The sequence below is a fragment of the Sphingopyxis sp. L1A2A genome, assembly GCF_005502465.1.
Taxonomy (GTDB): domain Bacteria; phylum Pseudomonadota; class Alphaproteobacteria; order Sphingomonadales; family Sphingomonadaceae; genus Sphingopyxis.
The window spans coordinates 197,501-213,245 of sequence record NZ_SCOT01000004.1 but is presented as its reverse complement, the minus strand read 5'-3'; the positions used below and the strand labels follow the sequence as shown (position 1 = coordinate 213,245).

At 65.6% G+C, this 15,745-nt stretch carries 15 protein-coding genes and 1 pseudogene (1 of these 16 only partly in view); 11 read left to right on the top strand and 5 right to left on the bottom strand.

Going from position 1 to position 15,745, the window contains the following annotated elements; all coding sequences use genetic code 11:
- The 4 genes and pseudogenes from FFS68_RS04775 to FFS68_RS04760 form a co-directional block, all read left to right on the top strand.
- A pseudogene (locus tag FFS68_RS04775) lies at positions 1–653 on the top strand (hypothetical protein); the annotation flags it as partial.
- Positions 654–838: 185 nt separating this feature from the next.
- Positions 839–1,681: a 3-mercaptopyruvate sulfurtransferase gene (gene sseA / locus FFS68_RS04770; RefSeq protein ID WP_137752052.1), complete on the top strand. Its 843-nt coding sequence runs from the start codon at positions 839–841 to the stop codon at positions 1,679–1,681.
- Between the two features lie 90 nt (positions 1,682–1,771).
- Complete coding sequence (metC, locus tag FFS68_RS04765) at positions 1,772–2,965, top strand: cystathionine beta-lyase (RefSeq protein ID WP_137752051.1); 1,194 nt, start codon at positions 1,772–1,774, stop codon at positions 2,963–2,965.
- The gene (locus tag FFS68_RS04760; RefSeq protein WP_249340015.1) at positions 2,962–3,888 is read left to right on the top strand and encodes a mechanosensitive ion channel domain-containing protein; all 927 of its coding nucleotides are present in this window, start codon (positions 2,962–2,964) and stop codon (positions 3,886–3,888) included. The genes metC and FFS68_RS04760 overlap by 4 nt, the downstream gene beginning before the upstream one ends.
- 94 nt (positions 3,889–3,982) lie before the next feature.
- On the opposite strand, the gene ppa is transcribed toward FFS68_RS04760, so the two are convergent.
- Together ppa and FFS68_RS04750 are read right to left on the bottom strand one after the other, a co-directional pair.
- The gene (gene ppa / locus FFS68_RS04755) at positions 3,983–4,519 is read right to left on the bottom strand and encodes an inorganic diphosphatase (protein WP_137752049.1); all 537 of its coding nucleotides are present in this window, start codon (positions 4,517–4,519) and stop codon (positions 3,983–3,985) included.
- A 154-nt stretch (positions 4,520–4,673) separates the two neighbouring features.
- Positions 4,674–6,599 (bottom strand): M61 family metallopeptidase, encoded by a 1,926-nt coding sequence (locus tag FFS68_RS04750; protein WP_137752048.1) that lies wholly within the window; start codon positions 6,597–6,599, stop codon positions 4,674–4,676.
- Positions 6,600–6,787: 188 nt separating this feature from the next.
- On the opposite strand from FFS68_RS04750, the gene hisS reads away from it, so the two are divergent.
- The 6 genes from hisS (at position 6,788) to FFS68_RS04715 (ending at position 14,353) form a co-directional block, all read left to right on the top strand.
- Positions 6,788–8,086, top strand: a complete 1,299-nt coding sequence (gene hisS / locus FFS68_RS04745) for a histidine--tRNA ligase (protein WP_137752047.1) — start codon at positions 6,788–6,790, stop codon at positions 8,084–8,086.
- Between the two features lie 106 nt (positions 8,087–8,192).
- On the top strand, positions 8,193–9,260 hold the full coding sequence (prfA, locus tag FFS68_RS04735; protein WP_137752046.1) for a peptide chain release factor 1: 1,068 nt from the start codon (positions 8,193–8,195) through the stop codon (positions 9,258–9,260).
- Positions 9,253–10,104: a peptide chain release factor N(5)-glutamine methyltransferase gene (prmC, locus tag FFS68_RS04730; protein WP_249340014.1), complete on the top strand. Its 852-nt coding sequence runs from the start codon at positions 9,253–9,255 to the stop codon at positions 10,102–10,104. The genes prfA and prmC overlap by 8 nt, the downstream gene beginning before the upstream one ends.
- 271 nt (positions 10,105–10,375) lie before the next feature.
- Positions 10,376–11,287: a DUF4167 domain-containing protein gene (locus tag FFS68_RS04725; RefSeq protein WP_171003741.1), complete on the top strand. Its 912-nt coding sequence runs from the start codon at positions 10,376–10,378 to the stop codon at positions 11,285–11,287.
- Between the two features lie 77 nt (positions 11,288–11,364).
- On the top strand, positions 11,365–12,756 hold the full coding sequence (locus FFS68_RS04720) for a DUF4139 domain-containing protein (protein ID WP_137752044.1): 1,392 nt from the start codon (positions 11,365–11,367) through the stop codon (positions 12,754–12,756).
- Positions 12,757–12,766: 10 nt separating this feature from the next.
- Entirely contained in the window at positions 12,767–14,353 is a 1,587-nt protein-coding gene (locus tag FFS68_RS04715) for a hypothetical protein (protein ID WP_171003740.1), read from the top strand.
- Between the two features lie 55 nt (positions 14,354–14,408).
- Here the strand turns inward: FFS68_RS04715 and FFS68_RS04710 are convergent, their stop codons facing one another.
- Complete coding sequence (locus FFS68_RS04710) at positions 14,409–14,801, bottom strand: acyl-CoA thioesterase (RefSeq protein WP_137752043.1); 393 nt, start codon at positions 14,799–14,801, stop codon at positions 14,409–14,411.
- The gene (locus tag FFS68_RS04705) at positions 14,791–15,099 is read right to left on the bottom strand and encodes a hypothetical protein (RefSeq protein ID WP_137752042.1); all 309 of its coding nucleotides are present in this window, start codon (positions 15,097–15,099) and stop codon (positions 14,791–14,793) included. Before FFS68_RS04705 ends, FFS68_RS04710 begins: the two co-directional genes overlap by 11 nt.
- A 126-nt stretch (positions 15,100–15,225) precedes the next feature.
- Between FFS68_RS04705 and FFS68_RS04700 the strand changes: the two genes are divergently transcribed.
- Complete coding sequence (locus tag FFS68_RS04700; RefSeq protein ID WP_137752041.1) at positions 15,226–15,651, top strand: CBS domain-containing protein; 426 nt, start codon at positions 15,226–15,228, stop codon at positions 15,649–15,651.
- On the opposite strand, the gene FFS68_RS04695 is transcribed toward FFS68_RS04700, so the two are convergent.
- A protein-coding gene (locus FFS68_RS04695; protein WP_249340013.1) for a lipopolysaccharide biosynthesis protein crosses the window boundary here: on the bottom strand, positions 15,636–15,745 show its 3' end. Its footprint extends 1,423 nt past the window's final position; the window shows 110 of its 1,533 coding nt (coding positions 1,424–1,533); its start codon lies off the right edge, out of view; the stop codon is at positions 15,636–15,638. The two genes, FFS68_RS04700 and FFS68_RS04695, sit on opposite strands and share 16 nt — an antisense overlap.

Sequence of the window (15,745 nt, the reverse complement as noted above, 5' to 3'; positions counted from 1 at the left end):
CCGCAACCCCGCCCTCGCGCCCTGTCACGCCGCCGCCCGCCCCGCAACCCGCGCCGCGCGCCGCGGCTCCGGCGGCGCCCATGCCGCTCAGCGAACCGCGCCCCGCCGCGCCGCTCGTCACCCGCGCCGCGGGCGAACAGCGCGCGCTGGTGGGCATGGCGGTCGACATTCGCAGCATCCGTTTCGCGCCCGACCATGTGGCGGTGGGCTTCGCGCTCAACCTGATCAATCAGGGCAGCCTGCCGGCGACCGGGTTGATGGTCCGTATTGCGCTGAACCAGGGATCGGCGATGCCCGAGGCGGTGCTCGGCCGCTTCTTTGACGGCGCGGGGGGCAGCGTGCTGCGCGACGACATGGTCCTGGCGGTCGGGGCCGGCGAGGAGCTGTCGACCGAAGTCATGCTGCCGCGCGCGACGATCGAGCCGCTGATGATCGGCGGCAAGCCGATGCTCGTCCCGGTCATCGCGTTCGATGTCACCTATCACTGGGACGGCGAAGGCGATGCCTTTGGCCAGAATGCCGGCAGCTTCGTCATCGGCCGCGAACATGGCACAAGTGGGAGCGACAAACTTGCGCCGCTGCCGCTCGATCGCGCCTCTTATCTGGTCGATCGGCCTGGCGCCCGCGCGACCGCGGTCAAGCGCAGCCAATAGTTTCGCCCATCGCGCCACAAAAGCGCAGCTTTTTTGTTGCAGCGCAGCATTGGCTGAGGCACAGCGCCACCGCGCTTGAAAAAGGGTACGGCGGGGCATAGGCTTGTCCTCCCCGGAAAGAACAGAGCAGGATGGCCGGCGAAGGGACAGACAAAGGTTCCGATCGGTCGCAACAGGAGCATGACATGGACGCCTTGGTCTCAACCGACTGGCTGGAACGCGAACTCGGGGCTTCGGACCTGCGGATCGTCGACGCGACGAAATTCCTGGATGACGCCGGCCGCAACGCGCGCGCCGAATATGAGGCGGGGCATATCCCCGGCGCGGTCTTCATGGACCTGGCCGAACTGACCGATCCGGCGAGCGACGTCGACAATATGGCGCCGCAGGCCGAAAAATTCGCCAGCCGCATGCAGTCGCTCGGCCTCGGCGATGGCAGCCGCATCGTGCTCTATGACGACAGCCCGCTGAAAAGCGCGGCGCGGGGCTGGTGGCTGCTCAAATTGTTTGGCGCGCATGATGTCGCGCTGCTCGATGGCGGATTGGCAAAGTGGAAGGCCGAGGGCCGCGCGCTCGAAATGGGCAAGCAGACGCTGCGCCACCGTCACTTCACCGTCTGGCGCGATGCCAAGGCGGTGCGGACCAAGGATCAGATGCTGGCGAATGTCGACAGCGGCGCCGAACAGGTCGTCGATGCCCGACCCGCGGCGCGCTTCACCGGCGAAGACCGCGACCCGCGCCCGGGCGTCGCGCCGGGCCATATCCCGCATTCGCGCAGCCTGCCGCACAGCGCGTTGTTCAACGCCGACGGCACCTGGAAACAGGGTGACGATCTGAAGGCCGCGTTCGACGCCGCCGGGGTTGATCTCGACAAGCCGCTCGTGACCACCTGCGGCAGCGGCATGACCGCAACCGTCGTCGCCTTTGGCGCGCACCTGCTCGGCAAGAACGATGTCGCAGTCTACGACGGCAGCTGGACCGAATGGGGCGCCGACCCCGCGACGCCGAAGGCGACCGGCGCGGCTTGAAAGTGAATGACGTCGCCCCTGGCTTTGCGGGGGCGACGGTAAAATCGGCAGCCACTGGATTTTGCCCATGGCTCCGCTAACACAGCGGGGATGAGCAAAAGCGACGACGAGAACCTTCGCCCCGCGACCAGGTTGGTACAGGGCGGCCGGCGGCCCGAGTGGACCGGCGACCCGCGGCTGGGCGGCAGTGTTGTCAATCCGCCGGTGTGGCGCGCCTCGACGATCCTCTACGATAATATGGCCGACCTCGCGGCGCGCGGCCATGCGACGCACGACAAGCTGTATTACGGGCGCCGCGGAACGCCGACGGTGTGGGCGCTCGCCGACGCGCTGACCGATATGGAGCCGGGCGCGGCGGGCACTTTGCTCTACCCCTCGGGGGTCGCGGCCAATTCGGCGGGGCTGCTCGCGCTGCTGGCGCCCGGCGATCGTTTGCTGATGGTCGACAGCGCCTATGAACCGACCCGCGCGTTCTGCAACGGGCTGCTCGCGCGCTACGGCGTCGTCATCACTTATTATGATCCGCTGATCGGCGCAGGCATCGCGGACCTCATCACCCCGCAAACCAAGCTGATTTTTCTCGAATCGCCGGGCAGCCTGACCTTTGAAGTGCAGGATATTCCCGCGATCACCCAGGTCGCGCGCGACCGCGGGGTGCTGACGATGCTCGACAACACCTGGGCGACGCCTTTGCTGTTTCCCGCGCTGGCGCACGGCGTCGATGTCGCGATGATGAGCCTGACCAAATATGTCGGCGGCCACAGCGACGCGATGATGGGATCGCTGACGGCGACGAAAGCGGTGTGGCCGCGGCTGCGAGGCGCGGCGTATCAACTGGGGCAGGCGGTGTCGCCTGACGATTGCGCGTTCGTGCTGCGCGGGCTGAGGACGCTCGACGTGCGGATGGCGCGGCATGGCGAAAATGGCCTGACGGTCGCGAAGTGGCTCGCCGCGCGGGCGGACGTGGGCCGTGTCCTCCACCCCGCGCTGCCGGGTGATCGGGGGCATGCGATCTGGTCGCGCGACTTTGCCGGCACCAGCGGGCTGTTCGGCTTTACCCTGAAGGGCGCCGATGCCGCGGCGCGCGCCCGCTTTATCGACGCGCTGACGCTGTTCGGCATCGGGTTCAGCTGGGGCGGTTATGAAAGTCTGGTGGTGCCGAGCGACCCGATCCGCACCGCGACGCCATGGAGCGACCCCGATCCGCTCGTCCGTCTGTCGATCGGACTCGAAGATCCCGCCGACCTGATCGCCGATCTGACACGCGGATTCGCGGCGATATGAGCGCCGCAGCCAATCTGCGCGAGGGGTTCGACGGAATGGTGGTCGCGATGAAGGCGATCGGGCTCGACGTCGGCGCCTACCGCTTGTCACTCTACAGCCTGTTTTCGACGATCGTCGTCGCGGTCCTGCTCTATGTGGCCGTCAAAATCGTCATGCGCGCGACCAAATGGCTGCTCCGCCGCAACACCCATATCGACCAGACGCAGCGGCTGCTCACCGAAAAGCTGATCGCGATCGCGCTGTTCGTCTTTGCGATGCTGTTCGGTATCGACCTGCTCGGCATCGATCTGACGGCACTGGCAGTGTTTTCGGGCGCCGCGGGCCTCGCAATTGGTTTCGGGCTGCAAAAGACCGTCGGCAATCTGATCGCCGGAATCATCCTGCTGATGGACCGCTCGATCAAGCCCGGCGACATCATCGTCGTGGGCGACGGCAGCAGCATGGGCGGGTCGGCGACGTTGAACGGCGTGCCCAATGTGGGACGCGTCGCCAGGATCGGGGTGCGCGCGGTCAATGTCGTCACCCGCGACGGCAAAAAGCATCTGATCCCGAACGAATTGCTGATGACGCAGGCGGTCGAAAACTGGAGCTATGCCAGCCCCGAGGTGCGGGTTCGGATGCGTATTCCGGTGCCTTATGACGCCGACTTGCGCCTGGCGCAGCGGCTGATCATCGAGACGGCCAAAACGAACCCGCGCATCCTGAACGAACCCGAACCGGCAGTGTGGATCACGGCGTTTGGCGAACGCGCGGTCGAGCATGAACTGCGCATCTGGATTTCCGACCCCGAGGCGGGACTGGGCAATATCCAGGGCGAGGTGTTCCTCGGCATCTGGGACCGGTTCAAGGAGGCGGGGATCCGGATTCCGTTCCCGCGGACCGACGTGCGGATGTTGGCAGACGACGACGAGCCTTCGTCCTGAAGCTCGTCATTGCGAGCGAAGCGAAGCAATCCAGGGCGGTTTACGCACACGCTGGATTGCCGCGTCGCTTCGCTCCTCGCAATGACGGCGCCTGTTAGAACCCCACCTTCTTCGCGCGCTCGATGCACTCGACGATGATGCGCTTGGCTTCATCGACATCGCCCCAACCGTTGAGCTTTGCCCATTTTCCGGGCTCCAGGTCTTTATAGTGGGTGAAGAAATGCTCGATCTGCTGCAGCACGATCGGCGGCATATCCTTGTAGCTCGCGACGTCCGAATAATAAGGGAAGGTCTTGTTGACCGGGACGCACAGCAATTTTTCGTCGCCGCCGGCGTCGTCTTCCATCAACAGCACGCCGATCGGGCGGCATTTGACCACTGCGCCCGCGACGATCGGCGACCGCGCGACGACGAGCGCGTCGAGCGGATCGCCATCCTCGCCCAGCGTGTGCGGCACGAAACCGTAGTTGGCAGGGTAGCGCATCGGGGTGTGGAGGAAACGATCGACGAACAGCGCGCCCGACGCCTTGTCGAATTCATATTTCACCGGCTCGCCGCCGATCGGCACTTCGATCAGGACATTCAGGCTGTCGGGCGGGCTGTCGCCGGCGGGGATCAGGTCGATGCGCATGGGAGAGTGGAGTCCTTTTGTTTTATGAGTCGCGTGTTTTTATGAGTCGGGCGCCCCTTAGCCGTTCGTGTCGAGCGAAGTCGAGACACCCATCGCGGGTGAACGAATTAGGGGCATCTCGACTTCGCTCGATGCGAACGGAATTCCAAAGCACCTAGAGTGTGCGGCGCGGCGCCAACAGCCGATCGAACCAGTCGGGCCCGCTGCCGACCTTTTCGAGGTGCGGCCAGCGCAGCCCGCCGTGATAAGCGATGTCGATCTGGCGATACCGGCCGCCGCGTTCGACCAGCAGCCGCACCGGCGTCTTGCCGTCGGCCGCGGCGCGGATCGCGGCCTCCAGCCGGTCTTTGCTGTAACTCGTGCCATCGACCGCGACGATCTTGGTGCCATTGACGATGTCGGCCTTGAACGCCGGGCCATCCCACAGGATCGCGCCCGCGACCCCATCCTTGTCGATCGTCATCCCCAGCGAATGGGTCAGGTCATAATTCTTCGCCTGCGCCATGCGGTCACGGTCGTACACATTCGGCGCGTCGCGCCACGCCAGCCGGTATCCCGCGCGCTCGATCCCGGCGACGGGGGCGGCCTGTCCGGGGGTTTGCAGTCGTAGGCGCAGGAACCCCGCCCAGTCATCGGGATGCACCGCGTTCAGCGCCGCCACGACATCGTCGAAATCATAAGTGTCCTGCCCCCAATCGCCCTCGCGGCCGCCGAAAAAGGCGCGCGCGAAATCGTCGAGGCTTTTGGCATCGTTCGTCGCCTGGCGGATCAGCAGGTCGGCCTCGAGCCAGGTCAGCGACCCTTCATTGTAATAATCCTCGCCGCGCGACCAGCTGGCAAAAGGTTTGGGTTTGCGCGCCCCGATGATCGGGTCCAGCGTCGTATCCTCGACCGATCGCCACGTGCGTCCCGCCTGCGCGCTGAAGAAACCGGCATTGGTCGCCCATTCGGCCAGGATCATCTCCTTCGACTGGATGCCCGACCGACCGGCGAGGACCAGATCCCAATAGCTCGTCTGGCCTTCATAGACCCACAGCAGATTGTCCTGCATCGGGGTGCGATAATCGGGGGTCCATAATTTGTCGGGGCGGCGATATTTGCCGTTCCAGCTGTGGACCAGCTCGTGCGGCAGCAGCCCGCGCTCGCTGTCATTCTCGTCCCATTCGGTGAAATAGTCGCGATTGCGGCTATTTTCGCTGCTCCGGTGATGCTCCAGCCCGATCCCGCCCAGTTCGTCGGTCAGCGCGAGCAGAAATTCGTAGCGGTCGAAATGACGGACCCCGAACAGCGCTACCGCCTCCGACACCAGCGCCGCGTGGCGCGCGATATGGTCGGGGCTCGCGTCGAGATATTTGGCCTCGTCGGCGACGACGTTCAGCGTGACATTCTGGCCCAGATTCCATTTGCGGAAATATTTGCCCGCGAACATCGGGCTGTCGACCAGCACCTCGTAATTGGTCGGGGCAAAGCTGTAGCGATTGCCCGCGACCTTCAGCCCGTCGAGCGCCGCGGCGCCCGTCCATCCGTCGGGCAGGATGACCTCGAGCTGCACCGGGATGTTGCGGGTGAAATATCCCGCCGGGTACAGGCTGACCTGTTCCCATTGCAGGTTCATCATCGCCGGGGTGACGACAACGCGGCCCTCGCTCGTCCGGGTCGGCGACAGGAAATCGAACGCAATGTCGATGTTTTTCACCCCCGCGGGAACATCGATGTCGAACGCATAGACATCGGTCGGCTGGCGCGTCCAGGCGAGCGGCTTGCCGCCCGCGGCTGCCGTGAACCCGGCCACTTCGGCAATCGCGCCGCGCGGGGCGTGCTTGCCGGGCAGCCATTCGGGATAGAGCAGGGTCAGCTTGCCGGGCCGGGCGACCGGGATCGTCTGGCGGACATGGAAAATCCCGCGCGCGACGTCGGTGGCGTCGACCTTGAGCTGCATCATGCCCGGATAGGGTTTGTCGGCGGGCAGCGGGATGGTCAGCGGCTGGACCACCGGTTGCGGGCGGCTGTTGCCGGTCTGGGCGAAGGCGGCGGGGATGGCGGCGATCAGGGCGGCGGCGACGAGCAGTTGTTTTTTCATGGCGTGTTTCTGCCACAGCGCGCCCCCTGCCGTCCACATCTCGTCATCGCGAGGGGCGTAGCCCCGTGGCGATCTCCAGCTATCGGCGTCACGCAAGGTCGAGGGCATGAGATTGCTTCGCTCCGCTCGCAATGACGGGAAAACGAAGGCTGTTTGAATAGGCCCGAACTTGGTTTAGAGGCGCGCCCATGAGCAAGGATAAATCCGCCAAGATCGCGACGCCGCAGGCCGTGCGCGGTACCCAGGACATGCTGGGCGATTTCGCCGACCGCTTTGCGCATGTCGTCGATACGTTCGAGCGGGTGCGCCGCCTTTACGGCTACAAGCGCATCGAGGTGCCGGTGATCGAGCCGACCGCGGTGTTTGCGCGCTCGCTCGGCGAAACCACCGACGTCGTGTCGAAGGAAATGTATTCGTTCGAGGATCGCGGCGGCGAATCGATCACGCTGCGCCCCGAATTCACCGCGGGGATCGCGCGGGCGTATATCACCAACGGCTGGCAGCAGTATGCGCCGCTGAAGGTCGCGACGCACGGGCCGTTGTTCCGTTACGAACGCCCGCAAAAGGGGCGGTATCGTCAGTTTCATCAGCTTGATGCAGAAGTGCTGGGCAGCGACAGCCCGCTCGCCGATGCCGAACTGCTGGTGTTCGCCGATCAGCTGCTCAAGGAATTGGGGATCGCCGAGGGCGTGACCTTGACCCTCAACACGCTCGGCGATGCGACGAGCCGCGATGCCTGGCGCGCGGCGCTGGTCGAGCATTTCGAGGCGCACCGCGGTGACCTGTCCGAAGACAGCCTCGCGCGGCTCGACAAAAACCCGCTGCGGATATTGGACAGCAAGGATCCCAAAGACCGCCCGATCGCCGATAGCGCTCCCGACATCGACGCGTTTCTGACCGGCGAGGCGCAGGATTTCTTTGGCGCAGTCACGTCGGGGCTCGATGCCGCGGGCGTCGCATGGGAACGCAATGCGCGGCTGGTGCGCGGGCTCGATTATTATCGCCATACCGCGTTTGAATTCGTTACCGACCGGCTGGGCGCGCAGGGTACCGTGCTGGGCGGCGGGCGCTACGACGGGTTGATAGAGGCGCTGGGTGGTCCGCCCACGGCGGCGGTCGGTTGGGCGGCGGGGATCGAGCGGCTGGCGATGTTGCTCGAAGAATCCTCGAGCGATGAAGTAATTGCCGTTATCGCGGACAATCCGAGCCGCCTTGAGGAGGCGCGTAGGATTGAACAGCATCTTCGCTCGGCTGGCCAACCGGTGCTTTCGATCTTCAAGGGAAACAGCAAGAAGCAGGCTGAAAAGGCCAAGGCGCAAGGCGTCGGTGCACTCCTTTACGTTCGCGAGGATGAGAGGCCCAATCGCCGTCTCCACCTCACGGAAGTGACGCGAAAGGGTGATGAAGGGACGAGCCGATTGCTGGAGATACTGGGGAAGCTGCCGTCAGAATATTCGGAACTGGAAGGTGACGACGACCAGAAGTAGCCCCCACCTCGTCACCCCGGACTTGATCCGGGGTCCAGACGGCACCGGCGGTCATGGATCCCGGATCAAGTCCGGGATGACGAAGAATTGAAACGACAGTGAGTAGATGCCCAACGTATCCGAACGCCAGATCGACGCCATCATAGAACGCCATGCCGCGCTGCAGGCGCGCATGGCGACGGGCGACATGGCGCCCGCCGACTTTGTCGCCGCGTCGAAGGAATTTGCCGAGCTCGAACCCGTCGCAACCGCGGCGCGCGAAGTCGTGCGGCTGCGCGGCGAACTGACCTCGCTGAACGAAATGCTCGCCGATCCCGAAATGAAGGCGATGGCCGCCGAAGAAATCGCCGCGGTCGAAGGCGCGCTGCCCGCCGCCGAGCATGACCTTGCGATCAAGCTGCTGCCCAAGGACGTCGCCGACGAACGCGCCGCGATGCTCGAAATCCGCGCCGGGACCGGCGGCGACGAGGCGGCGCTGTTCGCGGGCGATCTGCTGCGGATGTACAGCCGCTTTGCCGACGGGCAGGGGTGGAAGGTCGAGATCATCTCGGCGAACGAGGCCGAAATGGGCGGCTATAAGGAAGTCGTCGCGTCGGTGTCGGGGCAGGGGGTGTTCGCGCGGCTGAAATTTGAAAGCGGCGTCCACCGCGTTCAGCGTGTTCCCGCGACCGAAAGCCAGGGCCGCATCCACACCAGCGCCGCGACCGTTGCGGTGCTGCCCGAGGCCGAGGAGGTTGACGTCGCGATCAACGACAGCGACCTCAAGATCGACATCTACCGCGCGTCGGGGGCGGGCGGTCAGCACGTCAACACGACCGATTCGGCGATCCGCATCACGCATATCCCATCGGGCCTAGTCGTGATCCAGCAGGACCAGCGCAGCCAGCACAAGAACCGTGCGAAAGCGATGCAGGTGCTGCGCGCGCGGCTCTATGATCTGGAGCGCGCGAAGATCCACGACGCCGAGGCGTCGGCGCGCAAGTCGATGGTCGGGTCGGGCGACCGCTCCGAACGCATCCGCACCTATAATTTCCCGCAGGGCCGCGTGACCGACCACCGGATCAACCTGACGCTTCACCGCCTGCCCGAAATCATCGAGGGCGCGATGGACGAACTGATCGACGCACTGATCGCCGAGGATCAGGCGCAGCGGCTGGCGGGGCTGGGTGACTGAGCCTGCCACGTTTGCGGGGGTGGCCGAGTCGCTCCGCACCGCCACGAACCTACTCACGGCAATCAGCGATACCCCGCGGCTCGATGCCGAACTGCTGATGGCGCATGCGCTGGGGGTCGAGCGGCAGGATGTGTTGCTCGATCCGGCGCGGTACGACGTGCCCGAAATCTACGCGCATCTGGTCGCGCGCCGGATGGCGTATGAGCCGATCGCTTATATCGTCGGTTATCGCGATTTCTGGACGCTGCGGATCGCGGTCGGGCCGGGGGTGCTGATCCCGCGGCCCGACAGCGAAACATTGGTCGAAGCATGCCTCGACCTCGCGCGCGAACGCGGGGTGGGGTGGCCGTCGCGGGTGCTCGATCTTGGCACCGGGCCGGGGACATTGCTGCTCGCGGTGCTCAGCGAGTTTCCGGCGGCGACGGGGTTGGGCGTCGATATGTCCGAACAGGCGCTGGCCTATGCGCGCGACAATGCCGAGGAGCTGGGCATGGCCGGTCGCACAGCCTTTCAATCGGGCGACTGGACCGGCGGCATCGACGGCCCGTTCGACCTCATCCTGTGCAACCCGCCCTATATCGGCGACGCGGAGGCGCTGATGCCCGATGTCGCCGAGCATGAACCCGCGGGCGCGCTGTTTGCCGGTGCCGACGGGCTCGACGATTACCGCCGTATCATCCCCGAACTCCCGCGCCTGCTGGCCCCCGGCGGCATCGCGATCCTTGAAATAGGGTCGACCCAGCATATGTTAGTCAGAGAACTCGCTGAAACCGAAGGATTTGCCGTCGCCTGCCGCCAGGACCTGGGCGGCCGCGACCGGGCGCTTTTGCTGACCCGCGCCTGACCCGCCCCGCAAATATTGCTTGGTTTTCGCCGCAAAGCGGGTTAGGGGCCAGTCACAGACCCGACTGGGGTACCTTTGGCGATGCACAGCATCGATACTGGTCCGGCGGATCTGCTTCCCACTTACGATGTTCGTGCCGGGCTTCGGTCCAGACGAGCGGTAAAGGGCAAGAGCCGCGTGAGAAGCGCGGGCACGACGCGCAAATGGCGCGGTCGGCCAAAAGGGGTTGGCATAGCTTATTTAGCTTTTCGACAGGATGTCTCAGTTGAACATGAACAACCGGCAAAGCGGTCGCCGTCGCGGCCGCAACAATAACAACAGCAACAGCAATAACCGCCCGCAATCGGGCGGCCGCGGTGGGGTTGATCAGGCGAACCGTATCGACAGCCGGGCGCGCGGCAACGGCGCCCAGATGATCGAGAAATACCGCAACCTGGCGCGCGATGCGCAGCTGGCCGGGGACCGGGTCCAGACCGAATATTACCTCCAGTTCGCCGATCATTATTTCCGCGTCGTGAGCGATTTCCGCATCCGTCAGGAAGAAAAGAACGCGCAGAACGGCCAGGATCGCGGGCAGGATCGCCAGCGCGAAATCCGCGGCGTCGAAGATTTCGACGGCCATGACGACAGCGATCTGGATATGGACGCCGACCGCGACGATAATGGCGACAGCGATCGTGGCGAGCGCAATGATCGCAGTGACCGCGGTGAGCGGAACGATCGCAATGATCGTGGCGACCGCAACGACCGGTCCGAGCGCAGCCAGCGCGAACCGCGCGGCAATCGCGACACGCGCAGCGACCGTGACGACGACAATCGCGGTAACCGCCAGCCGCAGGACCGCCCGCGCCGCGACCGCGATGAAAGCCGCAGCGACGTCCGGGGCAGCGATGGCGACGATACCGAAACGAACATCGTCGAAACCGTCGCCGACGAAGCGCCCGCGCCGCGCACCGGCCGCCGCGCCCCGCGCCGCCCGCGCGCCGTAGAGGCCGACGGCAACGATGATGGCGGCAACGCCGGCATCGACACCGCCGTGCTGCCGCCCGCGATCGGCCGCCCCGAACGCAGCGCCGACGCCGATACCGATAGCGACGGTGGCGAGGATGCTCCGGCCGCCAAGCCGCGCCGCGCCCGCCGCACGCTGGCGACGCGTAGCCCCGGCGTCGAAGCTGCCGAGTAAAGGTACATCTTCGCGCTGGTCATTGACCGGCGTATGACATAGCCTCCCCGCGGAATGATCTGCGGGGAGGCTTTTTTATGCGCGCTTTGGCAAGGACTTGCAGGGCGATTGTCGTCGCTGGCGCATGGGCGGCCGTTCCCGCCGCGGCGCAGGATGGCGCCCCGGCCAATGCCCAGGGCGACGTCGCCGTCACCATCTATAATAACGGCCAATCGCTGGTGCAGGACGAGCGCCAGCTCAGCGTCGCGGCCGGGCGCAACCGCATCGAATTTCCCGACGTGTCGGCGCGTATCCGCCCCGAAACGGTGACGCTGTCGGGTCCGGGCATCGCCATCGTCGAACAGAATTTCGATTTCGACCTGCTCACCCCCGACAAATTGATGGACAAGGCGGTCGGCCAGTCGATCACGCTGATCCGGACCAACCCCGCGACCGGCGCCGAACGCACCGAACGCGCGAAGGTGCTCGCGGCGAACGGCGGCATCGTGTTGCAGGTGGGCGAACGGATCGAGGTGCTACGCGACGACGGCCTGCCGGTGCGCGCGGTGTTCGACCGCCTGCCGCCCAATCTGCGCGCCCGCCCGACGCTGTCGGTGACGGTCGATGCCGCCAGTGCCGGGACGGTTCCGACCCGGCTGTCCTATCTCACCCCCAACCTCGGCTGGACCGCCGACTATGTGGCGCTGTTCGATGCGGCAAAGGGCGCGATGGATATTCAGGGCTGGGTGACGCTGACCAACAGCACCGGCACGACCTTTGCCAATGCGCGCACTTTGTTGGTTGCGGGCAATCCGGGCGGGGGCGGCGGCTTTCGCCAGATGACCGGCGCGATGGATTCGGCGGGGACGGAAAGCAACGACCGCGAACGGCTTGGCGACTATTATCTGTATCCGCTTGCCGCGCGCACGACGATTGCCAACGCCCAGCAAAAGCAGGTGAGTTTCCTCGACGTGAAGGGCGCGCCCGCGCAATCGACCTATGAATATGTCAACCGCTGGTTGGGCAGCAGCACCGAAGCGGTGAGCACCGCCAGCGTGCTGCGCTTTTCGACCTCGCGCCAGGGCGGGCTGGGCGACCAGCTGCCCGCGGGGACGATCCGCGTCTATATGCGCGACGCGCGCGGCGACCCGCAGTTCATCGGCGAAAACAGCATCGGCCACACCCCGATGGGATCGGCGATGTCGCTGCGCACCGGCGACGCCTTTGACGTGAAGGTTCAGCCGACGGTCGTCTCGCGCACCCGCAAGGGCGATTCTCGCTGGGTGACGCGGATGAAATATACCGTGACCAATGCGCGTCCGGCGCCGGTGACGGTGCTGTTGGCGCAGGATGGGCTGTATGGCGACGTGCGAATCTCCGACGAAAGCCTGAAGGGCGAGCGCGTATCGGCCGACCGCGTCGAATGGCGGGTGCCGGTGCCCGCCAACGGCAAGGCCGACGTCACCGTCACCTTCGACACCCGTTACTAAGGCGCGCGGGATGCGGGGCGCGCGCCTGCTGCCATGGCTCGCGGCGCTGCTGGCGCCGGTGCCCGCGCTCGCCCAAGCCGAACCGGCGATTGTCGTATCGGCGAAGATCGACGACGCGGCGGTCACTGTCTATCGCGCCCCGAACCGCGGCGGCGGGGCGATCAATCCCCGCTGGCCGCAGGGCTTTGCGTTCATCACCGAAACGCGCACCGTCACCTTGCCCGCCGGGATATCGGTGCTGCGATTCGAGGGCGTCGCCGAAGGGCTGCTGCCCGAAACCGCGGTGGTCAGCGGTCTGCCCGACGGGGTGATCGAAAAGAATCGCGACGCGCGGCTGCTGTCGCCAGCGGGGCTGGTCGATGCCTATTTGAAACGCAGCGTGACGTTGCGCCGCACCAACCGCGCCACCGGCAAGGTGACGGAGCAGGAGGCGGTGATCCAGGCCGGTCCGAACGGCGGCGTTATCGTGCAAAATGCCGCAGGAGGCTTCGAGGCGCTCGCCTGTTCGGGGCTGCCCGAACGCATGCTTTATCGCCAAGTGCCCAAAGATCTGTCGGCCAAGCCAACGCTGTCGGTGCTGGTCGAAAGCCGGGCGGCGCGGACGGTGACGGTTCAGCTGCTCTATCTTGCCGAAGGCTTCGACTGGGCGGCCAATTATGTCGCCGACCGCGGGCCTGACGGCAAGACATTGGGGCTGACCGGGTGGATCACCGTCGCCAATGGCGGCGTGACGAGCTTTCCGCGCGCCCAGCTTAACGTCATCGCCGGACGGCTGAACAAGATATACAGCCCGCCGCTGCCGCGCGGCACCCCGGGGCCGCTGGTGTTGAAATGCTGGCCGATGGACATCACCAGCACCCATCCTTTGTGGGAATTGCCACCGATCATCGAGTTCGAGGAGGCGTTTGACAGCGACGCTCGCGAAGATGTGGTGGTGACCGGTGCCCGCATCTCGCGGCGTGAAATGCTGATGTACGCGCCCAGCCCCGCCATCGCGCCGCCACCCCCACCCCCACCGCCCCCGGCCGAGGATCTGGGCGACCTCAAATTCTATCGCATCCCGTTCCGTGTCGATGTGTCGGCGAAGGGGCAGAAGCAGGTGGCGTTGCTGGCGAAGGATCGCGTCGCGGTCGAACAGCTATATGCGGCGACGCTGTACCAGAACGGCCAGCCGCAGCCGCTGATGATGCGGCTGCGCGTCCAGAACCGCGAAGCGGACGGGCTGGGGCTGGCGCTGCCCGCCGGGACCGCCGCGGTGTTCGAGACGATCGGCGGCCAGCGCCTGCTGGTCGGCGAGGCGGCGATCGGCGACAAGGCCAGGGACGAGCGGGTTGATTATGATATCGGCCAAAGCCCGGCGGTGCAGTTTCGCGCGGTCGTCCAGGACCGCGACGCCAAGGCGGAATTTCAAACCTGGCAGGTGACGCTGACCAACGCGCGGCCCTTTGCTGCCGAGGTCGAGATGCTGATCCCGTTCGCGATCGACCCGGCGCCCGAGGGATGGGAGCGCCGCGGCAGCAGCTGGGTCTGGCGGGTACAGGTGCCCGCCAACGACGGTCTGGTGCAGACGTTCCGCCAGAAACTGAAAGGCGATTAGAGAGCGAGGGCTGCGGTTATGATCTCGATCCGATCAAATGTCGTCGGACTTTAGGTCAGACCGGCGGTAGCGCGCGCGGTCGGTGATTATCGTCGAGCGCCACAAAAGTGAACAGCCCGCCGGTCACCTTGACCGCTTCCTGCCCGCGGCCGCGCGTCGCGATCACCTCGATCCGGATGCCCATCGACGTCCGGCCGCGCCGTTCGAGATGGGCATAGACCGAAATGATGTCGCGCAGCAGGATCGGTGCGATGAACTCCATCGCCTCGATCGCGACCGTCGCGGTCGGCCCCTGCGCAACGCGCGCGGCGACGATGCCGCCGGCGATGTCCATCTGGCTCAAGACCCAGCCGCCAAAGATATGGCCATTGCTGTTGATGTCGGCGGGGGCGGGGACGACCCGCAGGATCGGGTCGCGCGTCGCGCCCGATGGATTGTTATCGGTCATGGTTCATATCCGGATCATTTTCAAAAGGATCGTCGATCGCCTCGTCATGGCCGCTGCCGCTCGACAGAAAGACGAGCCCCATCAGCGCGGCGCCGAGCATCACCGACAGCCCGACCCCCGCCGCGGTCGCGATGATCATATGGATCGAAAGCGCGTCGCCCATGCTGAAGCGCAGCCAACCGAGCGCGCCGACGACGGCGAGCAGCGACACCAGCGCCATGCCGCGCATCAGGCGGCGATAGCGCGCCCAGGCGACTTTTGACGTGGCGTCCTTGTCGAGCGGGGAGGGTTTGACCATGGGCGCTTCCATGAACCAACGCGGCGATCAGGCCAAGCGCAATTGGAATACGGCCAGATGTTTCGGCTTTGCCGCGAATCATGATAGACTTTGTAACCAGAGAATCGACATGGGGAGCGGCAAGGCATGACGATCGGAGCGATCCTCCACGGGCGCACAGGCCCGGTGATTTCAGCGCGCAAGGAAGACACGGTGCGCGCCGTGCTCGACCTGCTGGCCCAGCATCGCATCGGCGCGGTGCCGGTGATGGAAGGCGATGCGATTGTCGGTATCTTTTCCGAACGCGACCTCGTCCGGCTCATGTCCTCCTACGGCCCCGAAGCGCTCGACCGTCATCTCGACGAGGTGATGACCAAATCGCCGATCACCTGCGAACCGGGAACCGCGGTCATGGGGGCGCTGTCGCAAATGACCCAGCGCCGCATCCGCCATTTGCCCGTTGTCGAAGGCGGCCGACTCGTCGGTTTCGTGTCGATCGGCGATCTCGTCAAATATCGGATCGACCGCATCGAGGCCGAAGCCGCGGCGATGCGCGACTATATCGCGTCCTGAGCCGCGACTTCTGCGGCGGGTGGTTGGCGGCGAAGGACCAGCCGCGTCACCTCGGCGATCGCCTCCCGTTCGAGCAGCCAGAGCAAAGCGCCAT

What these genes read in the sequence shown, in the direction of transcription:
- sseA (WP_137752052.1), top strand. Translation starts at nt 839, where the DNA reads ATGGACGCCTTGGTCTCAACCGACTGGCTGGAACGCGAACTCGGGGCT.
- metC (WP_137752051.1), top strand. Translation starts at nt 1,772, where the DNA reads ATGAGCAAAAGCGACGACGAGAACCTTCGCCCCGCGACCAGGTTGGTA.
- FFS68_RS04760 (WP_249340015.1), top strand. Translation starts at nt 2,962, where the DNA reads ATGAGCGCCGCAGCCAATCTGCGCGAGGGGTTCGACGGAATGGTGGTC.
- ppa (WP_137752049.1), bottom strand. Translation starts at nt 4,519, where the DNA reads ATGCGCATCGACCTGATCCCCGCCGGCGACAGCCCGCCCGACAGCCTG.
- FFS68_RS04750 (WP_137752048.1), bottom strand. Translation starts at nt 6,599, where the DNA reads ATGAAAAAACAACTGCTCGTCGCCGCCGCCCTGATCGCCGCCATCCCC.
- hisS (WP_137752047.1), top strand. Translation starts at nt 6,788, where the DNA reads ATGAGCAAGGATAAATCCGCCAAGATCGCGACGCCGCAGGCCGTGCGC.
- prfA (WP_137752046.1), top strand. Translation starts at nt 8,193, where the DNA reads ATGCCCAACGTATCCGAACGCCAGATCGACGCCATCATAGAACGCCAT.
- FFS68_RS04725 (WP_171003741.1), top strand. Translation starts at nt 10,376, where the DNA reads ATGAACAACCGGCAAAGCGGTCGCCGTCGCGGCCGCAACAATAACAAC.
- FFS68_RS04720 (WP_137752044.1), top strand. Translation starts at nt 11,365, where the DNA reads ATGCGCGCTTTGGCAAGGACTTGCAGGGCGATTGTCGTCGCTGGCGCA.
- FFS68_RS04715 (WP_171003740.1), top strand. Translation starts at nt 12,767, where the DNA reads ATGCGGGGCGCGCGCCTGCTGCCATGGCTCGCGGCGCTGCTGGCGCCG.
- FFS68_RS04710 (WP_137752043.1), bottom strand. Translation starts at nt 14,801, where the DNA reads ATGACCGATAACAATCCATCGGGCGCGACGCGCGACCCGATCCTGCGG.
- FFS68_RS04705 (WP_137752042.1), bottom strand. Translation starts at nt 15,099, where the DNA reads ATGGTCAAACCCTCCCCGCTCGACAAGGACGCCACGTCAAAAGTCGCC.
- FFS68_RS04700 (WP_137752041.1), top strand. Translation starts at nt 15,226, where the DNA reads ATGACGATCGGAGCGATCCTCCACGGGCGCACAGGCCCGGTGATTTCA.